The sequence below is a fragment of the Hydrogenophaga sp. 5NK40-0174 genome (genome assembly GCF_040372165.1).
Lineage (GTDB): Bacteria > Pseudomonadota > Gammaproteobacteria > Burkholderiales > Burkholderiaceae_C > Hydrogenophaga.
In genome coordinates this window covers 511,730-537,041 of sequence record NZ_BAABWG010000002.1, presented here as the reverse complement: position 1 = coordinate 537,041, position 25,312 = coordinate 511,730, and the positions used below count along the sequence as shown (strand labels likewise).

20 protein-coding genes and 1 tRNA gene are annotated in these 25,312 nt (G+C 61.3%); 10 read left to right on the top strand and 11 right to left on the bottom strand.

Features of this window, described 5'->3' with window-relative positions:
- Positions 1–187 precede the first annotated feature (187 nt).
- A complete protein-coding gene (locus tag ABWV89_RS08145; RefSeq protein WP_353395743.1) occupies positions 188–3,091 on the top strand; it encodes an Rne/Rng family ribonuclease in 2,904 nt (967 codons plus the stop codon).
- A gap of 127 nt (positions 3,092–3,218) precedes the next feature.
- On the opposite strand, the gene ABWV89_RS08140 is transcribed toward ABWV89_RS08145, so the two are convergent.
- From ABWV89_RS08140 to hemC, 4 genes are read right to left on the bottom strand one after another with little or no spacing between them, the layout of a single operon-like run.
- Positions 3,219–4,523 carry a heme biosynthesis HemY N-terminal domain-containing protein gene (locus tag ABWV89_RS08140; RefSeq protein WP_353395742.1) on the bottom strand — a complete coding sequence of 435 codons (1,305 nt, stop codon included), beginning with the start codon at positions 4,521–4,523 and terminating at the stop codon, positions 3,219–3,221.
- On the bottom strand, positions 4,523–5,809 hold the full coding sequence (locus ABWV89_RS08135) for a uroporphyrinogen-III C-methyltransferase (RefSeq protein WP_353395741.1): 1,287 nt from the start codon (positions 5,807–5,809) through the stop codon (positions 4,523–4,525). Before ABWV89_RS08135 ends, ABWV89_RS08140 begins: the two co-directional genes overlap by 1 nt.
- Positions 5,806–6,699, bottom strand: a complete 894-nt coding sequence (locus tag ABWV89_RS08130) for a uroporphyrinogen-III synthase (RefSeq protein ID WP_353395740.1) — start codon at positions 6,697–6,699, stop codon at positions 5,806–5,808. The genes ABWV89_RS08135 and ABWV89_RS08130 overlap by 4 nt, the downstream gene beginning before the upstream one ends.
- 26 nt (positions 6,700–6,725) lie before the next feature.
- Complete coding sequence (gene hemC / locus ABWV89_RS08125) at positions 6,726–7,691, bottom strand: hydroxymethylbilane synthase (protein WP_353395739.1); 966 nt, start codon at positions 7,689–7,691, stop codon at positions 6,726–6,728.
- Positions 7,692–7,868: 177 nt separating this feature from the next.
- Here hemC and ppc point away from each other — a divergent pair, with 177 nt between their 5' ends.
- From ppc to ABWV89_RS08095, 6 genes are all read left to right on the top strand, one after another.
- Entirely contained in the window at positions 7,869–10,754 is a 2,886-nt protein-coding gene (ppc, locus tag ABWV89_RS08120; RefSeq protein WP_353395738.1) for a phosphoenolpyruvate carboxylase, read from the top strand.
- A gap of 133 nt (positions 10,755–10,887) precedes the next feature.
- Positions 10,888–11,742, top strand: a complete 855-nt coding sequence (locus ABWV89_RS08115) for a 3',5'-nucleoside bisphosphate phosphatase (RefSeq protein ID WP_353395737.1) — start codon at positions 10,888–10,890, stop codon at positions 11,740–11,742.
- 55 nt (positions 11,743–11,797) lie between these two features.
- Positions 11,798–12,436, top strand: coding sequence for an L-threonylcarbamoyladenylate synthase (locus ABWV89_RS08110; RefSeq protein WP_353395736.1), 639 nt, complete (start codon positions 11,798–11,800; stop codon positions 12,434–12,436).
- A 60-nt stretch (positions 12,437–12,496) separates the two neighbouring features.
- The gene (locus tag ABWV89_RS08105) at positions 12,497–13,165 is read left to right on the top strand and encodes a site-2 protease family protein (protein ID WP_353395735.1); all 669 of its coding nucleotides are present in this window, start codon (positions 12,497–12,499) and stop codon (positions 13,163–13,165) included.
- Positions 13,166–13,226: 61 nt separating this feature from the next.
- Positions 13,227–14,525, top strand: coding sequence for a tryptophan--tRNA ligase (locus ABWV89_RS08100; RefSeq protein ID WP_353395734.1), 1,299 nt, complete (start codon positions 13,227–13,229; stop codon positions 14,523–14,525).
- Positions 14,526–14,675: 150 nt separating this feature from the next.
- On the top strand, positions 14,676–15,269 hold the full coding sequence (locus tag ABWV89_RS08095; protein ID WP_353395733.1) for a LuxR C-terminal-related transcriptional regulator: 594 nt from the start codon (positions 14,676–14,678) through the stop codon (positions 15,267–15,269).
- Between the two features lie 81 nt (positions 15,270–15,350).
- Here the strand turns inward: ABWV89_RS08095 and ABWV89_RS08090 are convergent, their stop codons facing one another.
- Positions 15,351–16,793, bottom strand: a complete 1,443-nt coding sequence (locus ABWV89_RS08090; RefSeq protein ID WP_353395732.1) for a sensor histidine kinase — start codon at positions 16,791–16,793, stop codon at positions 15,351–15,353.
- A 104-nt stretch (positions 16,794–16,897) separates the two neighbouring features.
- Between ABWV89_RS08090 and ABWV89_RS08085 the strand changes: the two genes are divergently transcribed.
- A tRNA-Ser gene (locus tag ABWV89_RS08085) sits at positions 16,898–16,989 on the top strand.
- Positions 16,990–17,045: 56 nt separating this feature from the next.
- Here the strand turns inward: ABWV89_RS08085 and serS are convergent.
- Genes serS through ABWV89_RS08070 form a run of 3 tightly spaced genes read right to left on the bottom strand, consistent with a single transcriptional unit; the run spans position 17,046 to position 19,813 of the window.
- Complete coding sequence (gene serS, locus ABWV89_RS08080) at positions 17,046–18,359, bottom strand: serine--tRNA ligase (protein WP_353395731.1); 1,314 nt, start codon at positions 18,357–18,359, stop codon at positions 17,046–17,048.
- Between the two features lie 51 nt (positions 18,360–18,410).
- Positions 18,411–19,367, bottom strand: coding sequence for a 4-hydroxy-3-methylbut-2-enyl diphosphate reductase (ispH, locus tag ABWV89_RS08075; protein ID WP_353395729.1), 957 nt, complete (start codon positions 19,365–19,367; stop codon positions 18,411–18,413).
- The gene (locus tag ABWV89_RS08070) at positions 19,367–19,813 is read right to left on the bottom strand and encodes an FKBP-type peptidyl-prolyl cis-trans isomerase (protein ID WP_353395728.1); all 447 of its coding nucleotides are present in this window, start codon (positions 19,811–19,813) and stop codon (positions 19,367–19,369) included. The genes ispH and ABWV89_RS08070 overlap by 1 nt, the downstream gene beginning before the upstream one ends.
- 168 nt (positions 19,814–19,981) lie before the next feature.
- Between ABWV89_RS08070 and radC the strand changes: the two genes are divergently transcribed.
- Both radC and ABWV89_RS08060 read left to right on the top strand, forming a co-directional pair.
- On the top strand, positions 19,982–20,656 hold the full coding sequence (radC, locus tag ABWV89_RS08065; protein WP_353396066.1) for a RadC family protein: 675 nt from the start codon (positions 19,982–19,984) through the stop codon (positions 20,654–20,656).
- 33 nt (positions 20,657–20,689) lie between these two features.
- Positions 20,690–21,334: a Smr/MutS family protein gene (locus tag ABWV89_RS08060; protein WP_353395727.1), complete on the top strand. Its 645-nt coding sequence runs from the start codon at positions 20,690–20,692 to the stop codon at positions 21,332–21,334.
- Between the two features lie 26 nt (positions 21,335–21,360).
- On the opposite strand, the gene ABWV89_RS08055 is transcribed toward ABWV89_RS08060, so the two are convergent.
- From ABWV89_RS08055 to fdhF, 3 genes are read right to left on the bottom strand one after another with little or no spacing between them, the layout of a single operon-like run.
- Positions 21,361–21,585 (bottom strand): formate dehydrogenase subunit delta, encoded by a 225-nt coding sequence (locus ABWV89_RS08055; RefSeq protein WP_353396065.1) that lies wholly within the window; start codon positions 21,583–21,585, stop codon positions 21,361–21,363.
- A gap of 2 nt (positions 21,586–21,587) precedes the next feature.
- Positions 21,588–22,415 (bottom strand): formate dehydrogenase accessory sulfurtransferase FdhD, encoded by an 828-nt coding sequence (fdhD, locus tag ABWV89_RS08050; protein ID WP_353395725.1) that lies wholly within the window; start codon positions 22,413–22,415, stop codon positions 21,588–21,590.
- Positions 22,412–25,306, bottom strand: a complete 2,895-nt coding sequence (gene fdhF / locus ABWV89_RS08045; RefSeq protein WP_353395724.1) for a formate dehydrogenase subunit alpha — start codon at positions 25,304–25,306, stop codon at positions 22,412–22,414. The genes fdhD and fdhF overlap by 4 nt, the downstream gene beginning before the upstream one ends.
- Between the last annotated feature and the right edge of the window lie 6 nt (positions 25,307–25,312).

Below are 25,312 nucleotides of genomic sequence, written 5' to 3'. Positions count from 1 at the left end.
TTGAGCTCGCGTGCGAGCACCGTTCGCCCCTTCGGGAGCGAATGCCCGGTGCCGCACTGACCTGCCCACAGCTCTCCGGCAATTCCCTCCCCCGTTTGCCTCTTTTTTTGCTGGTTCCCGGCAGACCGGTGCCTGCCCGAAAGGACGGGTGTCCACGCAATGAGTGACACGCAAAGGAAGACGCAACATGAAGCGTATGCTGATCAACGCCACGCAGGCCGAAGAGCGCCGCCTGGCCATCGTCGACGGACAAAAACTCCTCGACTACGAAATCGAAATTGAAGGCAGGGAGCAGCGAAAGGGGAATATTTACAAGGCCGTGGTGACACGAGTCGAGCCTTCGCTGGAAGCCTGTTTTGTTGACTACGGCGAGGAGCGGCATGGATTCCTGCCGTTCAAGGAAATCTCAAAGCAGTATTTCCAGGGAAATGTTTCACCTTCCCAGGCACGCATCAATGACGTGATCAAAGAGGGCCAGGAATTGCTGGTCCAGGTGGAAAAGGAAGAACGCGGCAACAAAGGTGCTGCGCTGACCACGTTCATCAGCCTGGCCGGCCGATATGTGGTCCTCATGCCCAACAACCCGCGTGGCGGTGGTGTCAGCCGCCGAATCGAGGGAGAAGAAAGGGCTGAACTCAAGGCTGCCCTGGATCAATTGCAATACCCCAAGGGCATGAGCATCATCGCTCGCACCGCAGGCATTGGCCGCGACGCAGCCGAATTGCAATGGGACCTGAACTACCTGCTCAAGCTTTGGGATGCCATTGACGGCGCAGCCACAGCTGGCAAAGGCGCTTTCCTCATCTATCAGGAATCGAGCCTCGTCATCCGCGCCATTCGCGATTATTTCAACAGCGATATCGGCGAAATCCTCATCGATACGGACGACATTTACGAGCAGGCGCACCAGTTCATGAGCCATGTGATGCCCGAACACGGCCATCGCGTGAAGCGCTATCGTGACGACGCCCCTCTGTTTTCGCGGTTTCAGATCGAGCACCAGATTGAAACTGCGTACAGCCGGATTGTGCAGTTGCCAAGTGGCGGCGCCATTGTGATCGACCAGACCGAGGCATTGGTCGCAGTGGACGTGAACTCGGCCCGCGCCATCAAGGGCGGCGCCATTGAAGAAACAGCAACACGTACCAACCTCGAAGCGGCAGACGAAGTAGCCCGTCAGGCGCGCCTGCGCGACCTCGGCGGCCTGATCGTGATCGACTTCATCGACATGGATGAGTCGAAAAACCGCCGCGAAGTCGAAAACCGCTTGCGCGATGCCCTGCGACAGGACCGCGCCCGTGTGCAATTCGGCTCCATCAGCAAGTTCGGCCTGCTCGAAATGAGCCGCCAGCGTCTCAAGCCCATGCTGAGCGAAGGCGCTTCCATTCCTTGTCCAAGGTGCGGTGGCTCAGGCCACATCCGCGACACAGAAAGCTCCGCCCTGCAGATTCTCCGCGTCATTCAGGAAGAGTCGCTCAAGGACGGAACAGCCGCCGTTTTCGTACAGGTGCCTGTGGAAGTGGCCAGCTTCCTCCTGAACGAAAAGCGCAATGAGATCACCAAAATCGAACTGAAGCAGCGCATCAACGTGCTGCTCGTTCCCAACAAATCGCTCGAGACACCCAACTACAAGCTCGAACGCATCAAACACGACGACCCCCGCCTGGACAATCTCGATGCCAGCTACAAGATGGCAGACGAGGCTGAAGACACGACCAGTGTCACCCGGCGCAGCCAGGAGCGCACCAACCGGCAAGAGCCCGTCATCAAAGGCGTGCTGCCAGACGGTCCGGCACCGGCGGTGCCGCCCAAGCCCGTGCAGGCAGAGAAACAGCCAGCTCACCAGCCAGCGCAACAGGCCGCACGAACGGCAGCAGCAGCGGTGCCCGCAGCTGAAAAAGGCTTCCTCGGCTGGTTCAAGTCGCTGCTGGGCCTGACCCCTGCTGCCGCAGACGCCAACTCACAGGCCCCCGAGCAAAACAGTGGCACTGGCGCCAAAGGCCAGCGCGACGCTGCCGCGAAAGACAAAGATGGCAGCAAGAGCGGCAATGGTCGACGTGGTCGCAATGGCCGCGCTGAAGGCCGCAGCGGCACAAAATCCGGAGAGAGGGCCGGCGAAGCGCGTCGCGGACAAGGCGGCAGACGTGGCCAGCGTCAACAGGACAGTGACGGCGCAAAGCAGGCCAAAGACGTTCAGAAGAACGCCGAGGCAAATGAAGAGCAAAGCGCACAGGTGGCCGAAAGCGCCAACCAGAACCTGCCAGGAGCTGGAGATACCCGCGAGCCAGGTAGCGAGGGTGCACCCAAGCGTTCCCGCCGCAGCCGCAGCCGTTCACGGCGTCGCAACAGTGGGGACGAGGCGCAACAGCGGGAACAGCAAGGCGTGGGCAACGAAGGCGATCTGCAGGCAGACAATGCGTCGTATGCGCCTGAGAGTGCCACTGCCACTTCAGAGGCCTCTGGAACGCCGGGCGACTCGGCATCTCCGTCCTCTGAGCAGGCCAAGCCGCAACGCGAGCGCCGTAGCCGCGACCGGTACGGCAGAGACCGTCGTGAGCGACAGGCCAACCCCGTAGTGACGGAAGAAGCATCGACGGACACACCCGAGGCTGCTGCCGAGCCGCTGCAAGCTGCGGAAGCGGAAGCGGCGCCAGTGCGCACCCGTAGCTACTTCACCATGCCTGTGGACAGCGGTTCGCCTACAGCAACGCAAGCCGAAACCGCTGATGCAGACATGTCAGAGCAAACGGCTGAACCTGCGCCAGTGGTGCTGGCAGTCGAATCACCGGTTGTCGCAGAGCCATCTGTTCAAGAGCCCTCCACTGAGCAGCAAGACCTTGGCATGCCGGCAGTGGCCGAATACAAACTGGATCTTGCCGCACTGGACGAGGTGGCCAGCGCAGCCGGTTTGCAATGGGTCAATTCGGATGCAGACAAGGTCGCCAAGGTTCAGGCAGCCATTGCAGCCGAACCCAAGCCCGTGCATGTGCCTCGCGAACCCAAACCTGTGGTGGTCCTCGATGAAGGCCCCTTGATTCTTGTCGAAACCCGCAAAGACCTGAGTGAGGTGAAGCTGCCTTTTGAGGCCTGAAGCTTCTGTTTACACAGTGGCGCGGTGAAATCGGCCGCAGCACGAGATGAGTGCAACGAAAAAGCCGGCAAACTTGCCGGCTTTTTCATTGCGAACCAAAGGCATCTCGTCAGGACACCACAGATATTCAACCCATCTGTGCCGCCTTCTTCCATGCCTGGCTGGCCTCAGCGTCATCACCTCTCTCTTCGGCAAGAACCGCCAAAGAACACCAGGTTCGGCGCAACAGGTCACCTTCCGGCAGGTGGTGACTGGCCTGCCCCAACAACTGGGCGGCTTTGCCCCAGAGTTGCCGCTGCATGAAAGCCTGACCCGCAAGGTACTGCCAGAAGGCGTTGTTGGGGTGCTCGCGCAAGGTTCGCTCGATGCGCCCAAGCATGTCTGCATCCATGTCCGTCAGGCCTTTCTCCAGCGCGCCCACGAATCGCAATTGCTGGGATTCGCTGAGTTCACCAAAATCCGACCAGACGGGCTCAAGCCAGTCTCGAACAAGTCGTCCCATGTTGACGCCTTCTGCTGCTGCGCCGGGTGCTTGAAGAGCGGCTGCGCGGTTGACGGCCGCCAGGGCGATATCGGGCATGGATCGTTCCTTGGCATCCAGGCCCTTCCATATGCCCCGCAACTGCTGCATGTCATGGCATGCCTTGATCGCGTCGAGCACCAGTCCACGAAGAACACTACGCGCTGCCTCGGCAGAAAACGCCTTGTGCTTGGACAGAAGACGGGCCACCTCCAGCGCTTCCCCCGATTCGCCGGCCAGGCGGGCGATGCGCAACTTCAAGCGCAACGCCTGAATGCGACGTGCCGCGCCTTGTGGCAAACGGTCCAGCCGGGCACGAGCAAGATCGACATCGCGGTCTTCAATCGCCCATCGAACAGAACGAAGCAAAACGCCCTCCTGTGACTCCGGCGTGGCTTTGGTCAGGGCGGGGTCAAGCGCAGCCTCCAGGTGCTCATCTCGCTCCCCTTCCTTGCGCAACGACTGAGCGCTTTCGGCCACCAGCAAATGCGACAGCAACAAGGCCTGGCGCCTGTGCCCCCATTGGCGAGCATTCAGCCCCTCGATCTGCGAGACAGCCTCCTTGCCAGCAGACTGCGCACGCACAAAGCGTCCCGCCAGCAAGTGCGACAAGGCGTCCAGCAAAGACCCCACCGCCGACCGCTCGGCTTGCAGTTCGCGCCAGCGACGGGCCCGTTCCGGCATGGACCGCAAACGAGCAATGCCGCGCAATGCGACATACAGGAACAGAAAACCCACCACCAGCGAGAGCAAGACGAGGTTGAACGACACGTCGAACCTGTATGGCGCCCAGAACAGCGTCACGGTGGCCTGGTTTCGTCCCAGAAAAAGGGCAAGGCCGACGGCGATGCCAGTCAGTGCCAGCAGCCAAATGACACTGCGGACTGCTCCGCGTTGACGCTGATGACGCATTACCGGCCTCCTGCGGCAGTCGCCAAAGCGGTCAAGGTCTCTTCAGGCCGTGGCATGCCGGTCGTGGCCACTTCTTGCCTCAGCTCTGCAAGCATCTGCTTGGCTTGCGCGACCGGTGCCGACGAGCTGTCAAAGTAGCGGTCGATAGAGGATTCGACAGACTGCAGGTCAGCTTGTGCCGAGTCCATTTGCCTGGCCAGCAAACCCAGCCGGGCATTGAGCAAGCGCAGTTTTGTGTTCTCGCGCAGGAAGAACGCCTGTTCAGGCGCCAGCAAAGCCGCTTCCGGGCGATCCACTCGGCTGACCCTGACCAGTTCACGCCCTTTTTCACTCATGGCATCCCAGACCTTGCCACCAAAGGCAGACAAGGCATTCATCAGCTCAGAGAATCGGTCACCCGACGCTGATACGGCCGACGTAGCGTCACCGACCGCTGTAGACGATACATCTGACGACGGCGCCTGCGCCTCGGAGGCAGGCTCTGGCCCGGTATCGGTGGTCACCCGGCTTGCCGCTCCCGGCTGAACTGTTGCCAAGGGCCCCACTTCGTTGAGCACGGGCCACTCGTCCACCGAGCGCGCCATTTCATCGAGCCTGACCACCAGAGCAGGAATGTCTGCAAGCGTGGCGGCCTGAATGGTTTCGATGTCCCTTGCGATGGCTCGCTGAACAGGGTTGAGTCGCGGTTGCGCTGCTCGTGCGATCCGCTGGTCAGCCGCCTGAAGCGCCGAAATCAATGGTTGCGCACTGCCTGTGAGAACCGCCTGTTGCTGAGCCAGCCGGATGGAGGACTCCAGGTCCTGGACCAGGTTGTCATCACGGGAACGCGACAAAGACAACATCAGCTCCTCGAGCTGACTGCGCTGCAAACTCACTTCGGAGAGCTTGACTTCCGCCACTGTCAACCGGGCTTGCAGTTCCTTTGACAGTGCATCCGAGGAATTGGCCGTCTGCGTCGCTTCTGTCACGGCCAGCCTCACATCTTCAGTCTGTCGCGCCAGCGCCTCTTTGGCTCCGTTGAGTTGCTGCCAGGTATGAAACGCGCCAGCGCCTGCACCAGCGGCCACAAGCAGAGCAAGAAGGCCCAGTGAAGTCGAAACCCATCCTCCGCCGGTTCTGGGGGACTTTTGCGTGGACTTTTCCTTCACGGCTGCATCCACCACCAGCGGCTCCGCGTCCGCCTGCTCTTTGGCGGGACGCGGCTTTGGCGGCTGCTCCGGGGCCGGCAAGGGTGACGCGGAAGAAGCTGAGGGTGCAGGTGAAGAGGATTTGTCTTGTTCGTTCATTGGATATGGCTCCAATGTGATTCTAGGGCCGCGAGGACATCCGGCAAGCCGGGTCGGCAAGATAGCACTGTTCCGAACCCCAGATGCTTGGCAACCATTGCAATACGGGGATGGGTGGTCAATGCAACCGCACTGGCCCAGTCGTGATCGGGCATCCGGCGCCTGAGCATGTCGATTGCCTCGCCACTGCTGAACAACCAGGCCGTTTGCGGATGGTCGCTTGCCGCGGCAAGCGACAGCTGCTCAGCCGACCAGTCTGCAGGCCGCCGCTCGTACGCCACGCAGGTGCTCACTTTGGCGCCCAGGGACCGGCACTGATCGAGCAGCCACTGGCGGCCATCACCACCTGGATTGGCTGATGCATCGGCCGGCACTTCGGCTTGCAGCCGGCTTCTTCCCCGGACCACGAGAATATGGCTCCCTCGCTTCACCTGGGCAGAAACAACAGCCCACAGGGCTTCCGAATCGAACTGTTGTGCGTCATTTGGTGGGGAATCGACGCACCGGGCGTCCAGGCCTCGTTCGGCCAGTAACCGGGTCAGCACTTTCGCCGTTCCAGGACCGGGCGACCACCAACGGGTCTGCGAGTCAACCTGTCGCTCATCCGTCACCAGCGGGGTGACGTCAGACGAACCACCGAAAAACCAGCGCACAGCCGCCGGACTGACCATCATGATGGCACTCGCGGAGGACCAGTGCCGCCGCCAATGGTCCAGCGATTCAATGTCTTCTGCGTTCGTCGGCGACGTGGTCTCCATCAAGGGTAGTTGCTCGACCCTGTAGCCTGCCGACCTCAGGGACGTTGCCCATTCGACAGCCTCTGTCAGGGGACGCGTCAGCAGCAGCGTTCTCCGGTCATTCGTCATGGTTCTGGACGAGTGCTGGTCCATGCGCCGAGCGTCTGTCCGACGAACGATCAGGATGAAGCCGGTTGCGCACCCGCATCCAGCAAAGCCTGGACGGCCTTGGCACCCAGTGCCTCTGCATCTTCGAGCGTGCACACCGTGGCCGACTCGCTGACATGTATCAATGGCGAAACACCATCGACATCACCCCATGCGGCTTCGAGTTGCAAGTGGTCCCCTGCATCATGAACCCATCGGCCATAGGCGGCCAAAGGCATTGAGCAGCTTCCTCCCATGCCGCGGGAGACCGTTCGCTCGGCGGCAACGCGCAGCCATGTCGGCATGTGCGTCAAGGGAGCCAGCGCCTCAGCCAGATCCGGGCGACCGCTGACGATTTCGATGCCCAGAGCACCCTGCCCCGCAGCAGGAAGTGATTCCTCTGGTTCGAAGATGTGGCGGATGCGATGGCTCAGTTCAAGTCGCTTGAGCCCGGCTGCAGCAAGGACAATGGCGTGGTACTGCCCTTCGTCGAGTTTGCGCAATCGCGTATCCAGGTTGCCACGCAAGGGTTCAATGCGAACGTCGTGCCGACCCAGCTTGTCCAGCGCATCACGCAAAAGCACCTGCCGACGAAGACTGCTTGTACCGACGATGGCCTGTGCAGGCAGATCTGCCAGACCGTCACAGGACGGCGACACCCAGGCATCGCGTGGGTCTTCGCGCTCCATCACACACGCAAGTTCGAAGCCCTGTGGCAAATCCATGGGCACATCCTTGAGCGAATGAACGGCGATGTCCGCTTTGCCCTGCTCCAGCGCGACTTCAAGCTCCTTGACGAAAAGGCCTTTGCCGCCCACTTTGGAGAGGCTTCTGTCCAGAATCTGATCGCCTTTGGTCGTCATGCCCAGCAAAGTCACACGATGGCCACGCTGCTCCAGCAAAGCTTTCACATGCTCTGCCTGCCAAAGCGCCAGACGGCTTTCACGGGTAGCAATGACAATGGACAGCGCGCCGGCTGCACTGGATGTGACGGTCACAGTGGCAAATCTTTCAATGGAACAATAGAGACCGAAGCAAGAGCAAGAATGTACCGGCGAATGCGCCTTGGCATACCTCTTGCCGGCAACCATCGATGCTAGCATGGGATACCCTCGTGTAACTTGCGCGTCACTTTTGATTGCAACCGACTGCCCCTTGTCCGGATCGAAGACCGAATGGCCAACAAAACACCTGCGAAATCCGCATCCAAGCGAAGCAACGAAAAAGACCAACCCCTGATCGACGACATCCGTTTGCTGGGCAAAATCCTGGGCGACGTCATTCGCGAACAGGAAGGCCGAGAAGCGTATGAACTGATCGAACAGGTTCGACGCCTCTCGGTGGCCTTTCGCCGGCACGACGACCGGCAAGCCGACCGCAACCTCAAGGCGCTTCTGAAACGGCTGAGCGGTGAGCAGACCGTCAGCGTGATTCGCGCCTTCACCTACTTCAGTCACCTGGCCAACCTGGCAGAAGACCGCCATCACATCCGGCGGCGAGCCCACCATGCACGCGAAGGTCACGTACAGGAAGGCAGTCTGGCCATGACCTTGCAGCGCTTGAAAGAGGCTCGCATCCGGCCTGCTGCGGTCATTGAAGCGCTGGCCCACAGTCACGTATCGCCGGTTCTGACAGCACACCCCACCGAAGTTCAGCGAAAGAGCATCCTGGATGCCGAGCGCGACATCGCGCATTTGCTGGCTCAACGCGACCAGCTGGTGCCCGCGGAAAAATCGGACAACGAGTCGCTTATCCGCGCCCGTGTGACGCAGCTTTGGCAGACGCGCCTGCTTCGCTTCACCAAGCTCACCGTTTCAGACGAAATCGAGAACTCGCTGAGCTACTACGAATCCACCTTCCTGACGCAGATTCCGCGCCTGTATGGCGATCTGGAAGCAGCCCTGACGCCCGGCGCGACGCGCCATGACGACACAGTGCATGTTGCGCCGTTTCTGCGCATGGGGCAGTGGATTGGCGGTGACCGTGACGGCAACCCCTTTGTGGATGCGGCCACGCTCAAGCAAGCCATGCGCAGTCAGGCAGAAGTGGTGCTCAGGCACTACCTGCGTGAAGTCCACCAGCTGGGCGCCGAACTGTCCATGTCGGCAACCCTGGTCAAGGTCGACAAGGCCATGCAAGCCCTGGCAGACCGCTCTCCAGACACCAATGCACACCGACAGGACGAGCCCTACCGGCTGGCCCTCACAGGCATCTACGCTCGCCTGGCGGCCACCTTGCAGACACTGACAGGCACAGAGGCCGCCAGGCATGCGGTGGCGCCCCAGGACCCATACAGCTCTGCTGCGCAGTTCCTCGCCGACCTCAAGGTCATCGACGGCTCATTGCGCCTCAATCACGGCGCTGCATTGACGCGTATCCGCCTGCGTCCGTTGATGCGCGCCATCGAGGTCTTTGGATTTCACCTTGCAACGCTGGATTTGCGCCAAAGCTCGGACAAGCACGAGGCAGTGGTGGCCGAGTTGCTGGCCAAGGCCCGGATCGAGGCCGACTACAGCGCACTCGACGAAGACGCCAAGCGCGAACTGCTGCTCGATCAACTGCGCGATGCCCGCCCATTGCGTATTCCTGGCGCCGGGTATTCCGATCACCTCAAGAGTGAACTGGCCATCTTTGAGCAGGCTCGCGTGGGTCGGCAGCAATACGGTGAACAGATGATCCGCCACAGCATCATCAGCCACACCGAAGCGGTCAGTGACCTGCTGGAAGTGCTGGTCCTGCAAAAGGAGGCCGGCCTGTTCACCGGTGTGCTGGGCGAAAAGGCCCAATGCGACCTGATTGTGGTGCCGCTCTTCGAAACCATCGAGGACTTGCGCAATGCGGCCCCCATCATGCGCGACTTCTACGCATTGCCCGGCGTTCGCGCGATGATCGATGCCAGCCAAGCCGATGGTTACTGCGAGCAGGACATCATGCTCGGCTACTCGGACAGCAACAAGGATGGCGGCATCTTCACCAGCAACTGGGAGCTGTACCAGGCTGAAACGGCGCTGGTCGCCCTGTTCGACGAGTTGAACCAGGCAGCGAAGCCCGCCAAACGCGCCAGGGGCGGCAAGGCCAAAGTCGTGTCTTCCCACCGTCAGCTGCGACTGAGGTTGTTCCATGGCCGGGGCGGCACTGTCGGCCGAGGGGGCGGACCCAGCTATGACGCCATTCTGGCGCAGCCTCCGGGCACAGTGCGCGGGCAGATCCGCCTGACCGAGCAGGGGGAAGTGATTGGCTCCAAATACGCCAACCCTGACATCGGACGGCGCAACCTGGAGACACTGGTGGCCGCCACGCTGGAATCGACACTGCTCCAACCAACCACCGATGCACCTGCAAGCTTCATGGAAGCGGCAGAGTCCCTCTCGCGCATGAGCATGGCTGCCTACCGTGCGCTGGTCTATGAAACCCCTCGATTCGGCGAATATTTTTTCTCCGCCACACCGATCAGGGAGATCGCCGAGTTGAACATTGGCTCTCGACCTGCCTCGCGCAAACCCGGGCAAAACATCGAAGACCTGCGTGCCATTCCCTGGGGATTCAGTTGGGGGCAGTGTCGACTGACGCTGCCCGGCTGGTACGGGTTCGGCACGGCGGTACACGAGTTCCTGAACATGGAAGGCCGCCAAGGGGTGGCCCGTCGCAAACAACTGCTCCAGCGCATGGCCAAGCAGTGGCCGTTCTTCCGCACCCTGCTCTCCAACATGGACATGGTGATGGCCAAGAGTGACCTGGCTCTGGCCTCGCGCTATGCGGAACTGGTGGAGGACAGTCGCCTGCGCAAGCAGGTGTTCACCGCCATCGAGGAAGAATGGCACCGTACCGGACAGGCCTTGCAACTGATCACGGGTGACCGCCAGCGCCTGGCCAACAACGCTGCATTGCAGCGCTCGATTCGCCACCGCTTCCCCTACATCGATCCGCTGCACCACCTGCAAGTGGAGCTGATCCGTCGCTACCGGGCAGGCGCCAGCAAGGCAGACCGCACTGACAAGGTGCGGCGCGGCCTCCACATTTCAATCAATGGCATCGCGGCCGGTATTCGCAATACGGGCTGACGACCGCAGACCGAAGGCTCCTCCCAGTAAAGGGCTGCCGTGCCCTGGGTGAGGGGGGCCTTCTTTACCCCTACTGCAGGCGCAGTCTCCCGCTGTGACGCGCGAAGGTGCACCGGGCACCTAAAATGGCGTCATGAGCCGTACATTGAACGCCGACCTGCATTGCCACTCCGTGGTCTCCGATGGCACCCTGACACCAGAGGAGCTGGCTGCCCGCGCCAAAGCCAATGGCGTCCAGCTTTGGGCCCTGACCGACCACGATGAAGTGGGCGGTCAGGACCGGGCCATCACCGCAGCACAGAGCCACAGTATGCGATACCTCACAGGAACCGAAATCTCGGTGACCTTTGCCGGGGTAACAGTGCATATCGTTGGTCTGGGGTTCGATCACCACAACGAAAGACTCGTGGCCGGGCTCAAGGGGACACGAGGCGGCCGTGAAGCTCGCGCGCGCGAAATGGCGGAGGAGCTGGCCAAAGTGGGTATTCCCGGCGCTTTCGAGGGTGCGCTCAAGTATGTCGACAACATGGAGCTGATCTCCCGGACCCACTTCGCCCGGTACATCGTCGAAGCCGGCCATTGCAGCGACACCAACGAGGTGTTCCGCAAATACCTGGCAGACGGCAAGCCTGGCTTCGTGCCGCATCGGTGGGCCAAACTGTCCGATGCGCTGGACTGGATTCACGGAGCAGGAGGACTGGCCGTCATCGCGCACCCTGCCCGCTACAGCTTTACCGCCAATGAGGAGTACGCCCTCTTCACCGAATTCAAGGCGCTCGGCGGCGCAGGCGTTGAGGTGCAGACAAGCGCTCACAATGCCAGCGAGGTTGTCAAATACGCAGAGTTCTGCCGCGAATTTGACCTGTACGCCTCGCGTGGCTGCGATTTCCACAGCCCGGAAGAGAGCCGGTGTGATCTGGGCAGCCTCCCGGAACTGCCCGCGAAAGTCACGCCCATCTGGGAGCGGCTGGAAGACAAGATGCACTGATGCGATCGACCTTGTGATGCTCGGCCCCTCATCCTTCTTCCCTTATCCCTGACGCATGTCCCAGTTCTTTGAAGTTCACCCCGAGAACCCTCAGGCACGGCTCATGTCGCAAGCAGCCCAGCTGCTGCAGCGCGGAGGGATCGTGGCTGTTCCGACAGACTCGAGCTATGCGCTGGTCTGCCACCTGGATGACAAAGCTGCGGCCGATAATTTGCGACGCATACGGGGCATGGATCAGAAACACCACCTCACGTTGTTGTGCCGTGACCTGAGTGAACTGTCGAGCTACGCCAAAGTCGACAACCGACAATACCGCTTGCTCAAGCTGGCCACGCCGGGTCAGTACACGTTCATCCTTGAAGCATCCAAGGAAGTGCCTCGCCGGGTAAGCCACCCATCACGCAAGACCGTGGGTTTGCGCGTGCCCGACCACAGGGTCACACTGGCCTTGCTGGAGGCGCACGGGGCTCCTTTGCTGGCCACGACCCTCATTCCGCCTGACGAGAGCGACCCGCTGAACGACGCCGCTGAGATTCGTGACCGCTTTGAGCATGAGCTGGCCGCTGTCATCGACGCAGGAGCTTGCAGTCTGGCGCCCACCACGGTGGTGGATCTGACCCCCATGGGGCATGGGGACGAGCCTGAGATCATCCGCCGCGGTGGCGGCTCACCGGAGGATCTGGGTCTTGCATGAGCCAGTCGCGGCCAATCAGGGACAATAGTCTTCTCTGCCGTCTGATTAGCGCTCTCTCTCATGGATCTCGCCAGCATTGTTCAGACCATCACGGTCTACGCCATTCCCGTCCTGTTCGCCATCACCATTCATGAGGCGGCGCACGGATACGCAGCTCGCCATCTGGGCGATCCCACTGCCGAGATGCTTGGGCGCATCTCGCTCAACCCTTTCAAGCACATCGACCCGATCGGCACGGTCGTGATGCCACTGTTGCTACTGTTCCTGACCAAGGGCGCGTTCGTGTTCGGCTATGCCAAGCCCGTCCCGGTTCAAATGTCGAAACTGCGCAACCCTCGCCGCGACATGATGTGGGTCGCTTTGGCCGGCCCCATGTCGAACCTCGCTCAGGCCCTGGCCTGGCTGATGGCTGCCATCGTGCTTTCAGGCGTCGGGCTGAGCGAGCCCTTTTTCTTCAAGGTTTGCGAAGCGGGCGTGATCGTCAATCTGGTGCTGTTCGCCCTCAACCTGTTCCCTCTGCCTCCGCTGGACGGTGGGCGCGTCCTGGTGGGACTTCTCCCGCCGGGTCCTGCTGTGGGATTGGCACGAATCGAGCCTTATGGCTTTTTCATCGTGATTGCGCTTCTGTACACGGGCATCCTCGCCCAGTGGTGGCTCCTACCCTTGATCGGACTCGCCCAGCAGATGCTGCTGCTGCTCACAGCCCCCTTGCAATGGCTGTTTGGCTGAGCTTCAGCGAAAAGCCCGCCATCGCCTCTACACACCAATTGCTCAAGCTCTCCACTTCGACATGACCACCAAAAAGCGTGTTTTGACCGGCATCACCACCTCCGGCACTCCTCACCTGGGCAACTATGTGGGCGCCGTGCGCCCCACCGTTCGTGCCAGCAAACTGGCCGATGTCGACAGCTACTACTTTCTGGCCGACTACCACGCCCTGATCAAGACAGGGGATCCACTGCGTGTACAGCGCTCCACCCAGGAAATTGCAGCCACCTGGATTGCATGCGGGCTCGACCCGGAGCAAGTGACGTTCTATCGCCAGTCGGACATCCCGGAGATTCCGGAGCTGACCTGGTTCCTCACCTGTATCACCGGCAAGGGCTTGCTCAATCGTGCTCACGCCTACAAGGCGGCTGTCGACAAGAACACCGCTGCCGGCGAGGACACGGACACTGGAGTGACCGCTGGGCTGTTCATGTACCCGGTCCTCATGGCAGCTGACATCCTGATGTTCAATGCACATGAAGTGCCGGTGGGCCGCGATCAGATCCAGCACATCGAAATGGCGCGCGACATGGCGTCGAGCTTCAACCATTTGTATGGTGAGCATTTCACGCTGCCCGAAGCCCTGGTGGAAGAACATGTGGCCACGCTGCCCGGTCTGGACGGTCGCAAGATGAGCAAGAGCTATGACAACACGATACCCCTGTTCGTGCCGGAGTCGCAATTGCGCAAGCTCATCATGGGCATCGTCACAGACTCGCGTGCGCCAGGAGAGACCAAAGACACGGAAGGCTCGGCGCTGTTCCAGCTCTATCAGGCCTTTGCAAGCGCTGAGGAAACCGCTGCGCTGGCACAGGCGTATGCGGAAGGCATCGGATGGGGTGAGGTCAAGGACAAGCTGTTTGCCCGCCTCAATCAGGAAATTGCGCCCATGCGCGAACGCTATGACGAATTGATGAAGCGCCCCGCAGACATCGAGGACATCCTGCTGGCGGGCGCCCGCAAAGCACGCGCCATCAGTGGCCCTTTCACTCAGCGTGTGCGCCACGCGGTCGGTATCCGGGCCCTGTCCGATCTGAGCGTTGGTCAGGACAGCGACAAAAAGAAAACCAGAAGCGCCATGCCGACGTTCAAGCAGTACCGTGAGAAAGACGGGCTTTTCTATTTCAAGCTGACCACCGCCAGCGGCGATTTGGTTCTGCACAGTACCGGTTTTTCTGACCCCAAAGAGGCTGCCGGCCACATTCGCGACCTGAAAACGCTCGGATCAACGGCCTTGGCAGCGATGAGCGAAAAAGTTACGCTGGATACCTCTGAGGAAAACGTATCCGCTACCTTGGCGATTTTTTCGGAAGAAGAATGACGTACAACCGCATGATGGACGGCATTTCCGCCTTGTGGACAAAGCTGTCAAAGAGTTGAACAGTCTTGCAAGACCGGTATTTTTCTCTATCGTCAGGTATTACATTTGCCGATATGCTTGGTTATCTAGCGTTAACGGACCATAAAGAGCATGAGCATTTTTGTTATTGATGACCACCCCCTGATGCGCGAAGCCGTTGTCATGTTGCTTCGTCGCCTCAGGTCTTCCACCCAGGTCGTGGAACTGGAAAAGCTGGCCGCGGTCAGCAAGGCCATTGCCGAACACGGCGAGCCCGAGCTCGTCTGTCTGGACCTCAAGCTGCCTGACACCAATGGCGTGTCAGGTGTGCGCGAGATCCGCCAGATGCTGCCCGACACGTCGCTCATTGTTCTGTCGGCTTCGCCCGCATCAGACTATGAGGATCTCGCTCGCGAGGCGGGCGCCGACTCATATGTGGAGAAGTCTGCTGGTGCTGCGCAGATCGGCAAGGTCTTGCGGGAGTTCCTGGCAGACGAGCCGGAAGACGAGAACGCACCAACGGTTCCGGAAAAGCTGTCCAAGCGGCAAAAGCAATTGCTTGTCATGCTGGACCGCGGCTTGTCCAACCGCGACATTGCCGAAGAGCTTCAGATCAGCGAGCACACAGTGAAGGTCCACCTGTGGCGTCTGTTCCGCCGTCTCAACGTCAAGAGCCGGTCTCAGGCCAGCCACCTGGCACGCACTGCCGGGCTGCTGGAGCCCTGACGCCTCCTGCTGCTTGACCGGCAGGCGTCGATCACCGTCGATGCCGCTTGTGCTCAACAAGATCAGCCCGCCTGAACCAATTCAGGTGGGCTTTTTTCCATTCATCGGGTTCGGAATGGAAGGCAGGGCTTCGCGTGGAGGCCCTTGCGTGAAGGCCGGCAGAATGACCCGAAACACACTGCCACGCCCTTCTTCCGAGTTCAGTGCCAGCTGATAGCCCATCAGCGTTGCCAGCTTGGACACGATGGTCAGGCCCAGGCCCAGGCTGTCTTCCGTGCCCTGATGCTGCGACACGCGGAAGAACTCCTGGAAGATGGCTTGCTGGTGCTGGCGCGCAATGCCCACACCGGTATCCCACACCTCGAACATCAACAAGTCGTCTCGACGACGTGCGCTGATCAGCACACCCCCATTTTGCGTATGCCGCAGCGCATTGGAGACGAGGTTGCCCAGAATTCGCCGCAGCACCACAGGATCAGACCACACGGTCAGCTCGGGAGAGCGCGAGCGCAGCTTGAGGTTCTTCGCGGCGGCCACCGGCTCGAACTGCATCACCAGATCAGTGAACAGTTGCTGGACATCGACGTTTTGCAAGCGAACCTTGTAGTTGCCGGCATCGATGCGCGTGAGGTCGAACAACGAGTCAAACAGCTCATTGATCGCCCGGGTCGATTGCAGGATTCGCGGCGAAATATCGCGCGCCATTTCTGGCTCGGTGGCCAGCCAGTCTGCATACAGGCTCAAGGCATGCACTGGTTGCCGCAAATCATGCGCTGCGGAAGAAAGGAAACGGTTCTTGGTCGCCACAGCCCGAAGTGATGCCCGCGTCTGCTGCGTCAGCGAGTCGATGAGCTCCTGATTGGAAAACTGGAGCTCGTAGCTGGCGCGGTGCACTTCGTAAAGGCGCACCCCGGCGCTGAGCAACATGTACCAGTACACGGCGAGCAACAACACCATGGAAAGGATCAGGCGCGTGTTCGTGCCATCTCCCCAGTTCTCGGCCAGCGCCACGATCAGGCCCGCCAGCATGGACAGCACCAGTGAGTTGACGTAGACCTTCAGAATCGGCATGTAGGCCGTGAAGGACGAGAGCGACATCAGACCATGGCCCAGGACCAGCAGCAGACAGAAATACTGCGTGGGCAAAGACGCTTCCCTGAACGTCAAGCCGATGGTGGCACCCCAGAACACCCCCACTGCTGCCCAGGTCCACTTGTAGCGATTGATGAAGACAATCCGCGACGGGCCTTCCACGCTGTCAAACAGCAGGCGATACACACCGATGATGCGATAGCGATACAAGAGCACCCCGATGGCACAGGCCACCCAGATCAGCAGCGCCACGTCGCTGACCTCGCCCCACAGCAGGTACACCATGACCGGCATGCCCACCAGTGCAATGCCCAGGGTCCGCATGGCACTGTCCATGAGTACGCCGATCAACTGGGACTCCACCCACTGCTCGCGGACTTCCGGGCTGGCTGGGACGGGCTGGTGCGTAGCGGGCTGGGTATCGACTAGCATGCGGGTGTGAACGTTCTTTCCGAAATCATTGTCGCACCGACTGCTCCATCTGGCTGCGGTTTCCCGACAACAGGCGCTACATGCTAGAATTTCGGGTTAGACCCGGAGAGATGGCAGAGTGGTCGAATGCACCGGATTCGAAATCCGGCATACAGGTTCTCCTGTATCGAGGGTTCGAATCCCTCTCTCTCCGCCAGATGCAAAAAGCCCCGCTTGGCGGGGCTTTTTCGTTTCAGACCAATGCTTCCAGCATCATGCCGGGATGAGCGACTCCTGCCCGCCCAGGTAGGGGCGCAGCGCCTCTGGCACCGTCACGCTGCCGTCAGCATTCTGGTAGTTCTCCAGCACCGCCACCAAGGCTCGGCCCACGGCCAGGCCGGAACCATTGAGGGTGTGGACCAGTTCGTTCTTGCCCTTGGCATTCTTGAAGCGAGCCTGCAGGCGACGGGCCTGGAAGGCATCGCAGTTGGACACCGAACTGATTTCACGGTAGACACCCTGGGCCGGCACCCAGACCTCCAGATCATAGGTTTTGGTGGCACCAAAACCCATGTCGCCCGTACACAGGCTCATCACCCGGTAGGGCAGGCCAAGCTTTTGCAGCACGGCTTCGGCGTGGCCGGTCATTTCTTCCAGCGCTTCGTAGCTTTTCTCGGGGTGAACAATCTGCACCATCTCGACTTTGTCGAACTGGTGCTGGCGGATCATGCCGCGGGTGTCACGGCCCGCGCTGCCTGCCTCAGAGCGGAAGCATGGGGTGTGGGCCGTCAACTTGATGGGCAGATCGGCTTCAGCCACGATTTCATCGCGCACGGTGTTGGTCAGCGTGACTTCGCTGGTGGGAATCAGGTACAAGGCCTGGCTTTCCTCGCCGCCTTCCTGTCCGCCCTTGTTGGCAGCGAACAGGTCAGCCTCGAATTTGGGCAACTGGCCCGTGCCACGCAAGGTGTCGGCGTTGACGATGTAGGGGGTGTAGCATTCGGTGTAGCCGTGCTCTTGTGTTTGCACGTCCAGCATGAATTGCGCCAGCGCACGGTGCAAACGGGCGATGGGGCCGCGCATGAAGGTGAAGCGCGAACCGGCCAGTTTGGCGCCGGTCTCGAACTCCAGCCCGAGCTTCTCGCCGATGTCCACGTGATCGCGGACTTCAAAGTCAAATGACTTTGGCGTGCCCCAACGGCGCACTTCCACGTTGCCTGCTTCGTCCTGCCCTACCGGCACCGACTCGTGTGGGAGGTTGGGCACGGCCAGCAGCATGGATTGCAGTTCGGCCTGCAAAACGTCGAGGCGCGCCGCTGAACGCTCGAGCTCGTCTTTGATGTCGGCGACCTGCTTCATGGCCGCGTCGGCTTCGTCGTGCTTGCCCTGGCCCTTGAGCGCACCGATCTGCTTGGAGACACTGTTGCGTTGGGCTTGCAAGGATTCGGTCTGGGTTTGCAGCGTCTTGCGCTCGTTTTCCAGCGCTGTGTAGGCGGCCACATCCAGGTAGGGCTGCGGAGACTTGCGGCTCTCCAGGCCAGCAACAACAGCGTCCAGATCCTTGCGGAGGAGAAGAATATCAAGCATGGGTAGAGATAGGGTTTTGAAGGCTTGTCTGGACCAGCGGACCAGTGCAATTCATTTGATGTGTTCGGGGGCGCTGCCGTCGTCCAGCTTCAGCCCTTTGGGCAGCGGAAACTTCACGGTTTCCTCCAGGCCATCCATGCGCCGGACGGCGATCGCACCCAGGGTTTTGAGCCGGTCGATGACTTGCTGTACCAGCAACTCGGGAGCCGAAGCACCAGCAGTGAGGCCCACACGCCCCATGCCGCTGACCCATTCGGGCTGAAGCTCATCCGCATTGTCCACCATGTATGACGGTGTGCCCCGTTTGATGGCGACCTCGCGCAAGCGGTTGCTGTTGGAGCTGGTGGGGCTGCCCACCACGATGACCACGTCCACAGCCTGGCTCAGCTCCTTGACGGCATCCTGGCGGTTCTGCGTGGCGTAGCAAATGTCCTGCTGCTTGGGCTCGCGCACACTGGGGAAGCGTTGTTTGACGGCAGCCAGAATGCCGGCGGCGTCATCCACCGACAAAGTGGTCTGCGTGACAACGGCCAGCTTTTCGGTTTGCGCCGGTTGAACCCTCGCCACGTCAGCTTCGTCCTCCACCAGATGGATGCCACTGTCGAGCTGGCCCATGGTGCCTTCGACTTCCGGATGGCCCTTGTGACCAATCATCAAGAATTCGTAGCCTTCCTTGTGGAGTTTGGCGACTTCCACATGGACCTTGCTCACCAGCGGGCAGGTGGCGTCGAAAATCTGAAAACCGCGACGGGCCGCTTCATCCTGCACGGCTTTGCTGACACCGTGTGCCGAGAAAACCAAGGTGGCACCGGCAGGAACGTCGTCCAGGTCTTCAATGAAAATGGCGCCCTTTTCCTTGAGGTCATTGACCACATAGGTGTTGTGCACGATCTCGTGGCGCACGTAGATGGGCCGGCCGAACTTGGCCAGCGCGCGCTCGACAATTTCAATCGCACGATCCACGCCGGCGCAAAAACCACGCGGCTCGGCCAGAACAATTTCCTGCATCAGAGCACCCCGATCAGCTGGACTTCAAACTTCACCGCCTGACCGGCCAGAGGGTGATTGAAGTCGAACAAGACAGCGCCGTCCTCACGGACTTCTTGCACCGACCCTGCATAGGAACCCAGACCGTCAGGTGTTGGGAACTGCACCACATCCCCCGTCGCGTATTGCTCGCTCGGGTCACCCAGCTGGTTGAGCAGGGAACGGGCGACCCACTGCACCATCTGAGGCTGGCGCTCGCCGAATGCCTCACCAGCCTCGAGTTCGATAACCACGTGTTCACCTTCGTTAAGCCCGATCAGTTTGGCCTCGATCGCGGGCGACAACTCGCCTGCCCCCACGCTCAGCGTGGCGGGTTTGTCTTCAAAGGTGTCGATGATGACCTGCCCCTGAGGGCCGGACATGCGGTAGTGGAGGGTCAGAAAAGAGCCCTCTTGGACTTGGGTCATGTTGCTCAAAGCCTTTGGATCCGGGGCGTTGCCCCCAAAAGCGTCCTCTGGACAGTGGACGCACCCGCGCTCGCGGGGAAAGCTCTATTGTAAAAACCTTGGAAAGCCGCCGGGAGAAACCGGCCAAACACCAGGGAGAGATCCAAAATGACCGTTTCCACGCCCGCCATCGGGCTCAAAAGCCTACCCGCGGAAGCCAGACCAAGGGAGAAATTGCTGGCCAAAGGCGCTCAGGCCCTGAGCGATGTGGAGTTGCTCGCCTTGTTGCTCCGAACAGGCATGGCAGGCAAGCATGTGATGGCGTTGGCCCAGGAAGTGCTGGAGCAGTGCGAAGGGGTTGCGGGTCTGCTGCACGCGCCACCCGACCGGCTCAAAGCCGTCAAGGGCTTAGGGCCCGCCAAGCGGGCAGAACTGGCGGCGGTGATGGAACTGTCACGCCGTGCGCTGGCCGAGCAATTGAAAGAACGTGCCGCGTTCGACAGCCCACAGGCGGTGCGCTCCTACTTGCAGCTTCACATGGCCCACCTGGCACACGAGGTGTTTTCCGTGCTGTTTCTGGACAGCCAGAACCGCTTGCTGGCCATGGAGGAGATGTTCCGCGGCACGCTCAGCCAGACCAGCGTCTACCCGCGCGAGGTGGTGTTGCGTGCCCTGCACCACCATGCGGCCAGCGTGGTGCTGGCCCACAACCACCCCAGCGGCATTGCTCGCCCCTCCAGTGCGGACGAGGCGCTGACCCAGTCCCTCAAGGCGGCGCTGGGGCTGGTGGATGTTCGGGTGCTGGACCACTTCATCGTGACGCGAGAAACCGCTGCATCCATGGCGGAAATGGGGCTTGTCTGACACCCGTTCGATTTCATGCGACACAATGACTGCATGAAAGCCCGTTCGTTCGATGAGCTCAAGACCATTCGCAAGGCATTGGCCGAGCGCGCTGCGCAGGCGCGGCTGGAGCGCGAGCGCGCTGAACAGGCCAAACGGGAAAAGGCACGCGAGCAAAGACTATTCCAAGACGCCATCGGCACGGTGCGACCCTTGCCCGATCGGCAACGGGCGCACCTGCCCACTGAGAGGCCATCCACACGACCACGCCAGAAAGAGCAGGATGAGCAGGCGGTGATGCGCGAAGCGCTCTCGGACGAGTTCGACGTAGAGACCTTGCTGCACACCGACGAACACCTGAGCTATCGGCGCCCCAGCCTGGGCCCTGACATTTTGCGCAAACTACGCGAGGGTCATTGGAGTCGGCAGAAGCAGATCGATCTGCATGGCTTACGCACTGACGACGCCCGGGAGGCGCTGGGCCGATTCATACACGAGGCTCACCGCGACGGCATTCGCTGCGTGCGGGTGGTACACGGGAAAGGCCTGGGTTCACCCGGCCGCCAGCCCGTTCTCAAGACGCGGGTACTGCGCTGGCTGGTTCAGAAGAAAGAAGTGATGGCCTTCGTGCAGGCAAGGCCTGCCGATGGTGGCGCCGGTGCGTTGGTGGTGCTGCTGGCGCCCCTGCGGCCCCGCTGAGACACCCTCAGTCCTCTTCCCGGATTTCAGGCGATGCGCTCGCGCTGGTCGGCCACGACCTCCGCCACCAGCGGATGCAGATCTGTGGCGCCGTTGGCGTCCACCCATGCCAGCAAGTCCCGGCGCATGCGAGGCTCCCAGAATTTTCGAATGTGATTGGCCACACCTTCCACTGCTACGGCATGTTGGGGCGTGGCTTCAAAGAACTGACCAATGCGATTGGCCATGCGAACCAGGTTTTGGGTTTCCATGCTCATGGGTTTGTCTTGCCTTCTTTGGGGCCTTGTTGGCCGGCATACTGCACCAGTCGTTCGCCGCGCACAAAGCCTGCGAGCCACATGCCGCACGACAATGCGAGGTCGACTGCCATGGCGGTCGGCGCCGATACTGCAGCCAACGCAGTGACGCCAGCCATGGCGGACTTTTGCACCATCTCGAAGCTGGCTCGGCTGGTGACGCACACAAAGCCGGCTTGCGGGTCCAGCCCATCGCGCACCATGGCACCCAGAACTTTGTCGAGTGCGTTGTGCCGGCCGACATCTTCGCGTACCAGCAGAATCTTGCCCTGCAAGTCGCACCAGGCGGCCGCGTGGGTGGCGCCTGTGGCCTGCTGCAGGGCTTGCCATGCGGGCAGTTGGCGGTGAGCGGCCAAGACCGCTCGAACGTTCACGTCCTGCGGGTTCAGTGTCGGAAGCGATTGGCGCACCTGATCCAGGCTGTCGGTGCCGCACAGGCCGCAACCGGTCCGCCCGGCCATGCTGCGGCGGCGCTCTCGCAAGCGCCACTCGCACTCGGCGGACACCTCAACCTGCAATTCGATGCCGCGATCGACGGTCTTGACGTCCACACCGTAGATATCGCTCGCGGATGAGACCAGACCCTCTGTGATCAAAAAGCCGAAAGCGAAGTCCTGCAAATCGGTCGGACTGGCCATCATCACGGCATGGGAAATGCCGTTGACAACAATGGCCACCGGTACCTCTTCCGCCAGCCAATCGGCGAGTTCACGCCCATCGACATCCCGCACCAATTGCGACCGAACAGCGGCCTCGTGGGCCAGGGTGACGTCTGCCGGTTTCATGATTCGTCGATCGCCTCTTGCTGCGCCTGGTGGCTCGCCGGCAGCAAAGCGTGCTGCTGCTGGTCGAAGGCGTTGAAATCCTTTTGCCAGGCAGAGGGTTGCATGACCTTGGTCAGTTGCACGGCCGTGACCTTGTACTCAGGGCAATTGGTGGCCCAATCGGAGCTGTCGGTGGTGATGACGTTGGCGCCACTCTCCGGGAAGTGGAAGGTGGTCCAGACCACGCCTGGCTGCATGTCCTCTGTCACGTGGGCCCGCAGCACGGTCTGGCCGGCGCGGCTGCTCACGCCCACCCAGTCGCCATCGACAATCCCCCGCTCTTGCGCGTCGTGTGGGTGCAAGTCCAGCCGGTCTTCGCTGTGCCACTGGCTGTTGGCGGTGCGTCGCGTCTGCGCGCCGACGTTGTACTGGCTGAGGATACGGCCTGTGGTGAGCAAGAGAGGGAATCGCCGCGTGACCTTTTCGTCGCTCGGCACGTAGGCGGTGTTGAAGAAGCGGCCCTTGCCACGCACAAAGCCGCCCACGTGCATGGTGGACGTGCCCGCTTCTTCCGTGTTGGCATTGCAAGGCCATTGCACGCTGCCCAGGCGTTCGATCTTTTCGTAGGTCACGCCGGCAAATGACGGCGTGAGCAATGCGATCTCAGCCATGATGTCGCTGGGATGCGAATAGGCCATGGGATAGCCCAAGGCGTGCGAGAGCCGCTGCGTGACCTCCCAGTCGCCCAGGCCGCTGAGCGGCGGCATGACCTGTCGGACGCGCGAGATACGGCGCTCGGCATTGGTGAAGGTGCCGTCTTTCTCCAGGAAGGAGCTGCCGGGCAGGAACACGTGCGCGTACTTGGCCGTTTCGTTGAGGAAGATGTCCTGCACCACGATGCACTCCATGGCCTCCAACGCGGAAATCACGTGCTGGGTGTTCGGGTCGGACTGAACAATGTCCTCGCCCTGGCAATACAAGCCCTTGAAGGTGCCGCCCAAGGCCGCCTCGAACATATTGGGAATGCGCAAGCCGGGCTCTGAATCCAGCGTCACACCCCAGTGCGCTTCGAACTGGCCGCGCACCGTGTCGTCAGAAATGTGGCGATAGCCCGGCAGCTCATGCGGGAAGCTGCCCATATCGCAACTGCCTTGCACATTGTTCTGACCCCGCAGCGGGTTCATGCCCACGCCCTCGCGGCCGACCATGCCGCAGGCCATGGCCAGGTTGGCAATACCGATGACCATGGTGGAACCTTGCGCGTGCTCGGTCACACCCAAGCCGTAGTAGATGGCAGAGTTCGGTCCGCTCGCATACAGGCGGGCCGCTGCCCGCACTTCAGCGGCCGGCACACCGGTGATGGCTTCGGTGGCCTCCGGCGAACATTCATCGCGGCTGACGAAATCACGCCAGTCAGTGAAGCTTTGCTCTTCGCAGCGTTCGGCCACGTAGTCTTCGGCCAGCAAGCCTTCGGTGGCCACCACATAGGCCAGAGCATTGATGATCGCCACGTTGGTACCCGGCTTGAGCGCCAGGTGGTGGGCAGCCTTCACGTGCGGAGAGGAAACGAGTTCGGTGCGGCGCGGATCGACCACGATGAGCTTGGCGCCCTCGCGCAAACGCTTCTTCATGCGCGAGGCGAACACCGGGTGCGCATCCGTGGGATTGGCGCCGATCACCATGATGACGTCGGCCTGTTCCACGCTCTTGAACGTTTGCGTGCCGGCAGAGGTACCAAAGGTCTGGCCCATGCCGTAACCGGTGGGCGAGTGGCAGACACGGGCACAGGTGTCGACGTTGTTGGTGCCGAACGCCGCGCGAATGAGCTTCTGCACCAGGTAGACCTCTTCGTTGGTGCAGCGGCTGGACGTGATGCCGCCCACAGCATCCTTGCCGTGGTCGGCCTGAATGCGCTTGAAACGCGTGGCGGCGTAGTCGATGGCCTCTTCCCAGCTGACTTCACGCCACGGATCGGTGATGCGCTCGCGGATCATCGGCTTGGTGATGCGGTCCGGGTGGGTCGCATAACCCCAGGCGAAACGGCCTTTGACGCAGCTGTGTCCTTCGTTGGCCTTGCCGTCTTTCCAGGGCACCATGCGCACCACGGTGTTGCCCTTCATCTCAGCCTTGAAGCCACAACCCACGCCGCAATAGGCGCAGGTGGTCACGGCGCTGTGCTCGGCTTGCCCCAGCTCCAGCACGGACTTTTCCTGCAGTGTGGCAGTAGGGCAGGCCTGAACGCAGGCGCCGCAGCTCACGCAATCGCTGTCCATGAAGGCCTGGTCCTGGCCGGCAGACACACGGCTTTCAAAGCCGCGCCCGGAAATGGTCAGCGCGAACGTGCCCTGGGTCTCTTCGCAGGCGCGCACGCAGCGGTTGCAGACGATGCATTTGCTCGGGTCGTACTGGAAGTAGGGGTTGGACGTGTCGACCTTGGCGTCCGCATGATCGCAACCGGTGACACCTGCCACGGTTTGCCCGTGGGTGCCGTAGCGCACTTCGCGCAGACCGACCTGACCGGCCTGGGTCTGCAGCTCGCAGTTGCCATTGGCTGCGCAGGTCAGACAGTCGAGCGGGTGGTCACTGATGTAGAGCTCCATCACGCCACGGCGCAATTGCTGCAGCTTGGGAGACTGCGTGCGCACCACCATGCCCTCTTCCGCTGGCGTGGTGCACGAGGCGGGGAAACCACGGCGCCCGTCAATCTCCACCATGCACAGCCGGCAAGAACCGAAGGGCTCCAGGCTGTCCGTGGCGCAGAGCTTAGGCACTTGCACGCCGGCTTCAGCGGCGGCGCGCATCAGCGAGGTGCCTTTGGCCACCTGGACAGCTTGACCGTCGATATGAAGGCGCACGATGTGCTCGCTCTGGCATGCCGGAGTGCCAAAATCTTTGTCATGGATGTTCATCATGGCCGT

What these genes read in the sequence shown, in the direction of transcription:
- ABWV89_RS08140 (WP_353395742.1), bottom strand. Translation starts at nt 4,523, where the DNA reads ATGCGTCATCAGCGTCAACGCGGAGCAGTCCGCAGTGTCATTTGGCTG.
- ABWV89_RS08115 (WP_353395737.1), top strand. Translation starts at nt 10,888, where the DNA reads ATGAGCCGTACATTGAACGCCGACCTGCATTGCCACTCCGTGGTCTCC.
- ABWV89_RS08100 (WP_353395734.1), top strand. Translation starts at nt 13,227, where the DNA reads ATGACCACCAAAAAGCGTGTTTTGACCGGCATCACCACCTCCGGCACT.
- ABWV89_RS08090 (WP_353395732.1), bottom strand. Translation starts at nt 16,793, where the DNA reads ATGCTAGTCGATACCCAGCCCGCTACGCACCAGCCCGTCCCAGCCAGC.
- ABWV89_RS08060 (WP_353395727.1), top strand. Translation starts at nt 20,690, where the DNA reads ATGAAAGCCCGTTCGTTCGATGAGCTCAAGACCATTCGCAAGGCATTG.
- ABWV89_RS08070 (WP_353395728.1), bottom strand. Translation starts at nt 19,813, where the DNA reads ATGACCCAAGTCCAAGAGGGCTCTTTTCTGACCCTCCACTACCGCATG.
- ppc (WP_353395738.1), top strand. Translation starts at nt 7,869, where the DNA reads ATGGCCAACAAAACACCTGCGAAATCCGCATCCAAGCGAAGCAACGAA.
- ABWV89_RS08130 (WP_353395740.1), bottom strand. Translation starts at nt 6,699, where the DNA reads ATGGACCAGCACTCGTCCAGAACCATGACGAATGACCGGAGAACGCTG.
- serS (WP_353395731.1), bottom strand. Translation starts at nt 18,359, where the DNA reads ATGCTTGATATTCTTCTCCTCCGCAAGGATCTGGACGCTGTTGTTGCT.
- ABWV89_RS08110 (WP_353395736.1), top strand. Translation starts at nt 11,798, where the DNA reads ATGTCCCAGTTCTTTGAAGTTCACCCCGAGAACCCTCAGGCACGGCTC.
- ABWV89_RS08095 (WP_353395733.1), top strand. Translation starts at nt 14,676, where the DNA reads ATGAGCATTTTTGTTATTGATGACCACCCCCTGATGCGCGAAGCCGTT.
- ispH (WP_353395729.1), bottom strand. Translation starts at nt 19,367, where the DNA reads ATGCAGGAAATTGTTCTGGCCGAGCCGCGTGGTTTTTGCGCCGGCGTG.
- fdhD (WP_353395725.1), bottom strand. Translation starts at nt 22,415, where the DNA reads ATGAAACCGGCAGACGTCACCCTGGCCCACGAGGCCGCTGTTCGGTCG.
- ABWV89_RS08145 (WP_353395743.1), top strand. Translation starts at nt 188, where the DNA reads ATGAAGCGTATGCTGATCAACGCCACGCAGGCCGAAGAGCGCCGCCTG.
- fdhF (WP_353395724.1), bottom strand. Translation starts at nt 25,306, where the DNA reads ATGATGAACATCCATGACAAAGATTTTGGCACTCCGGCATGCCAGAGC.
- ABWV89_RS08135 (WP_353395741.1), bottom strand. Translation starts at nt 5,809, where the DNA reads ATGAACGAACAAGACAAATCCTCTTCACCTGCACCCTCAGCTTCTTCC.
- ABWV89_RS08055 (WP_353396065.1), bottom strand. Translation starts at nt 21,585, where the DNA reads ATGGAAACCCAAAACCTGGTTCGCATGGCCAATCGCATTGGTCAGTTC.
- ABWV89_RS08105 (WP_353395735.1), top strand. Translation starts at nt 12,497, where the DNA reads ATGGATCTCGCCAGCATTGTTCAGACCATCACGGTCTACGCCATTCCC.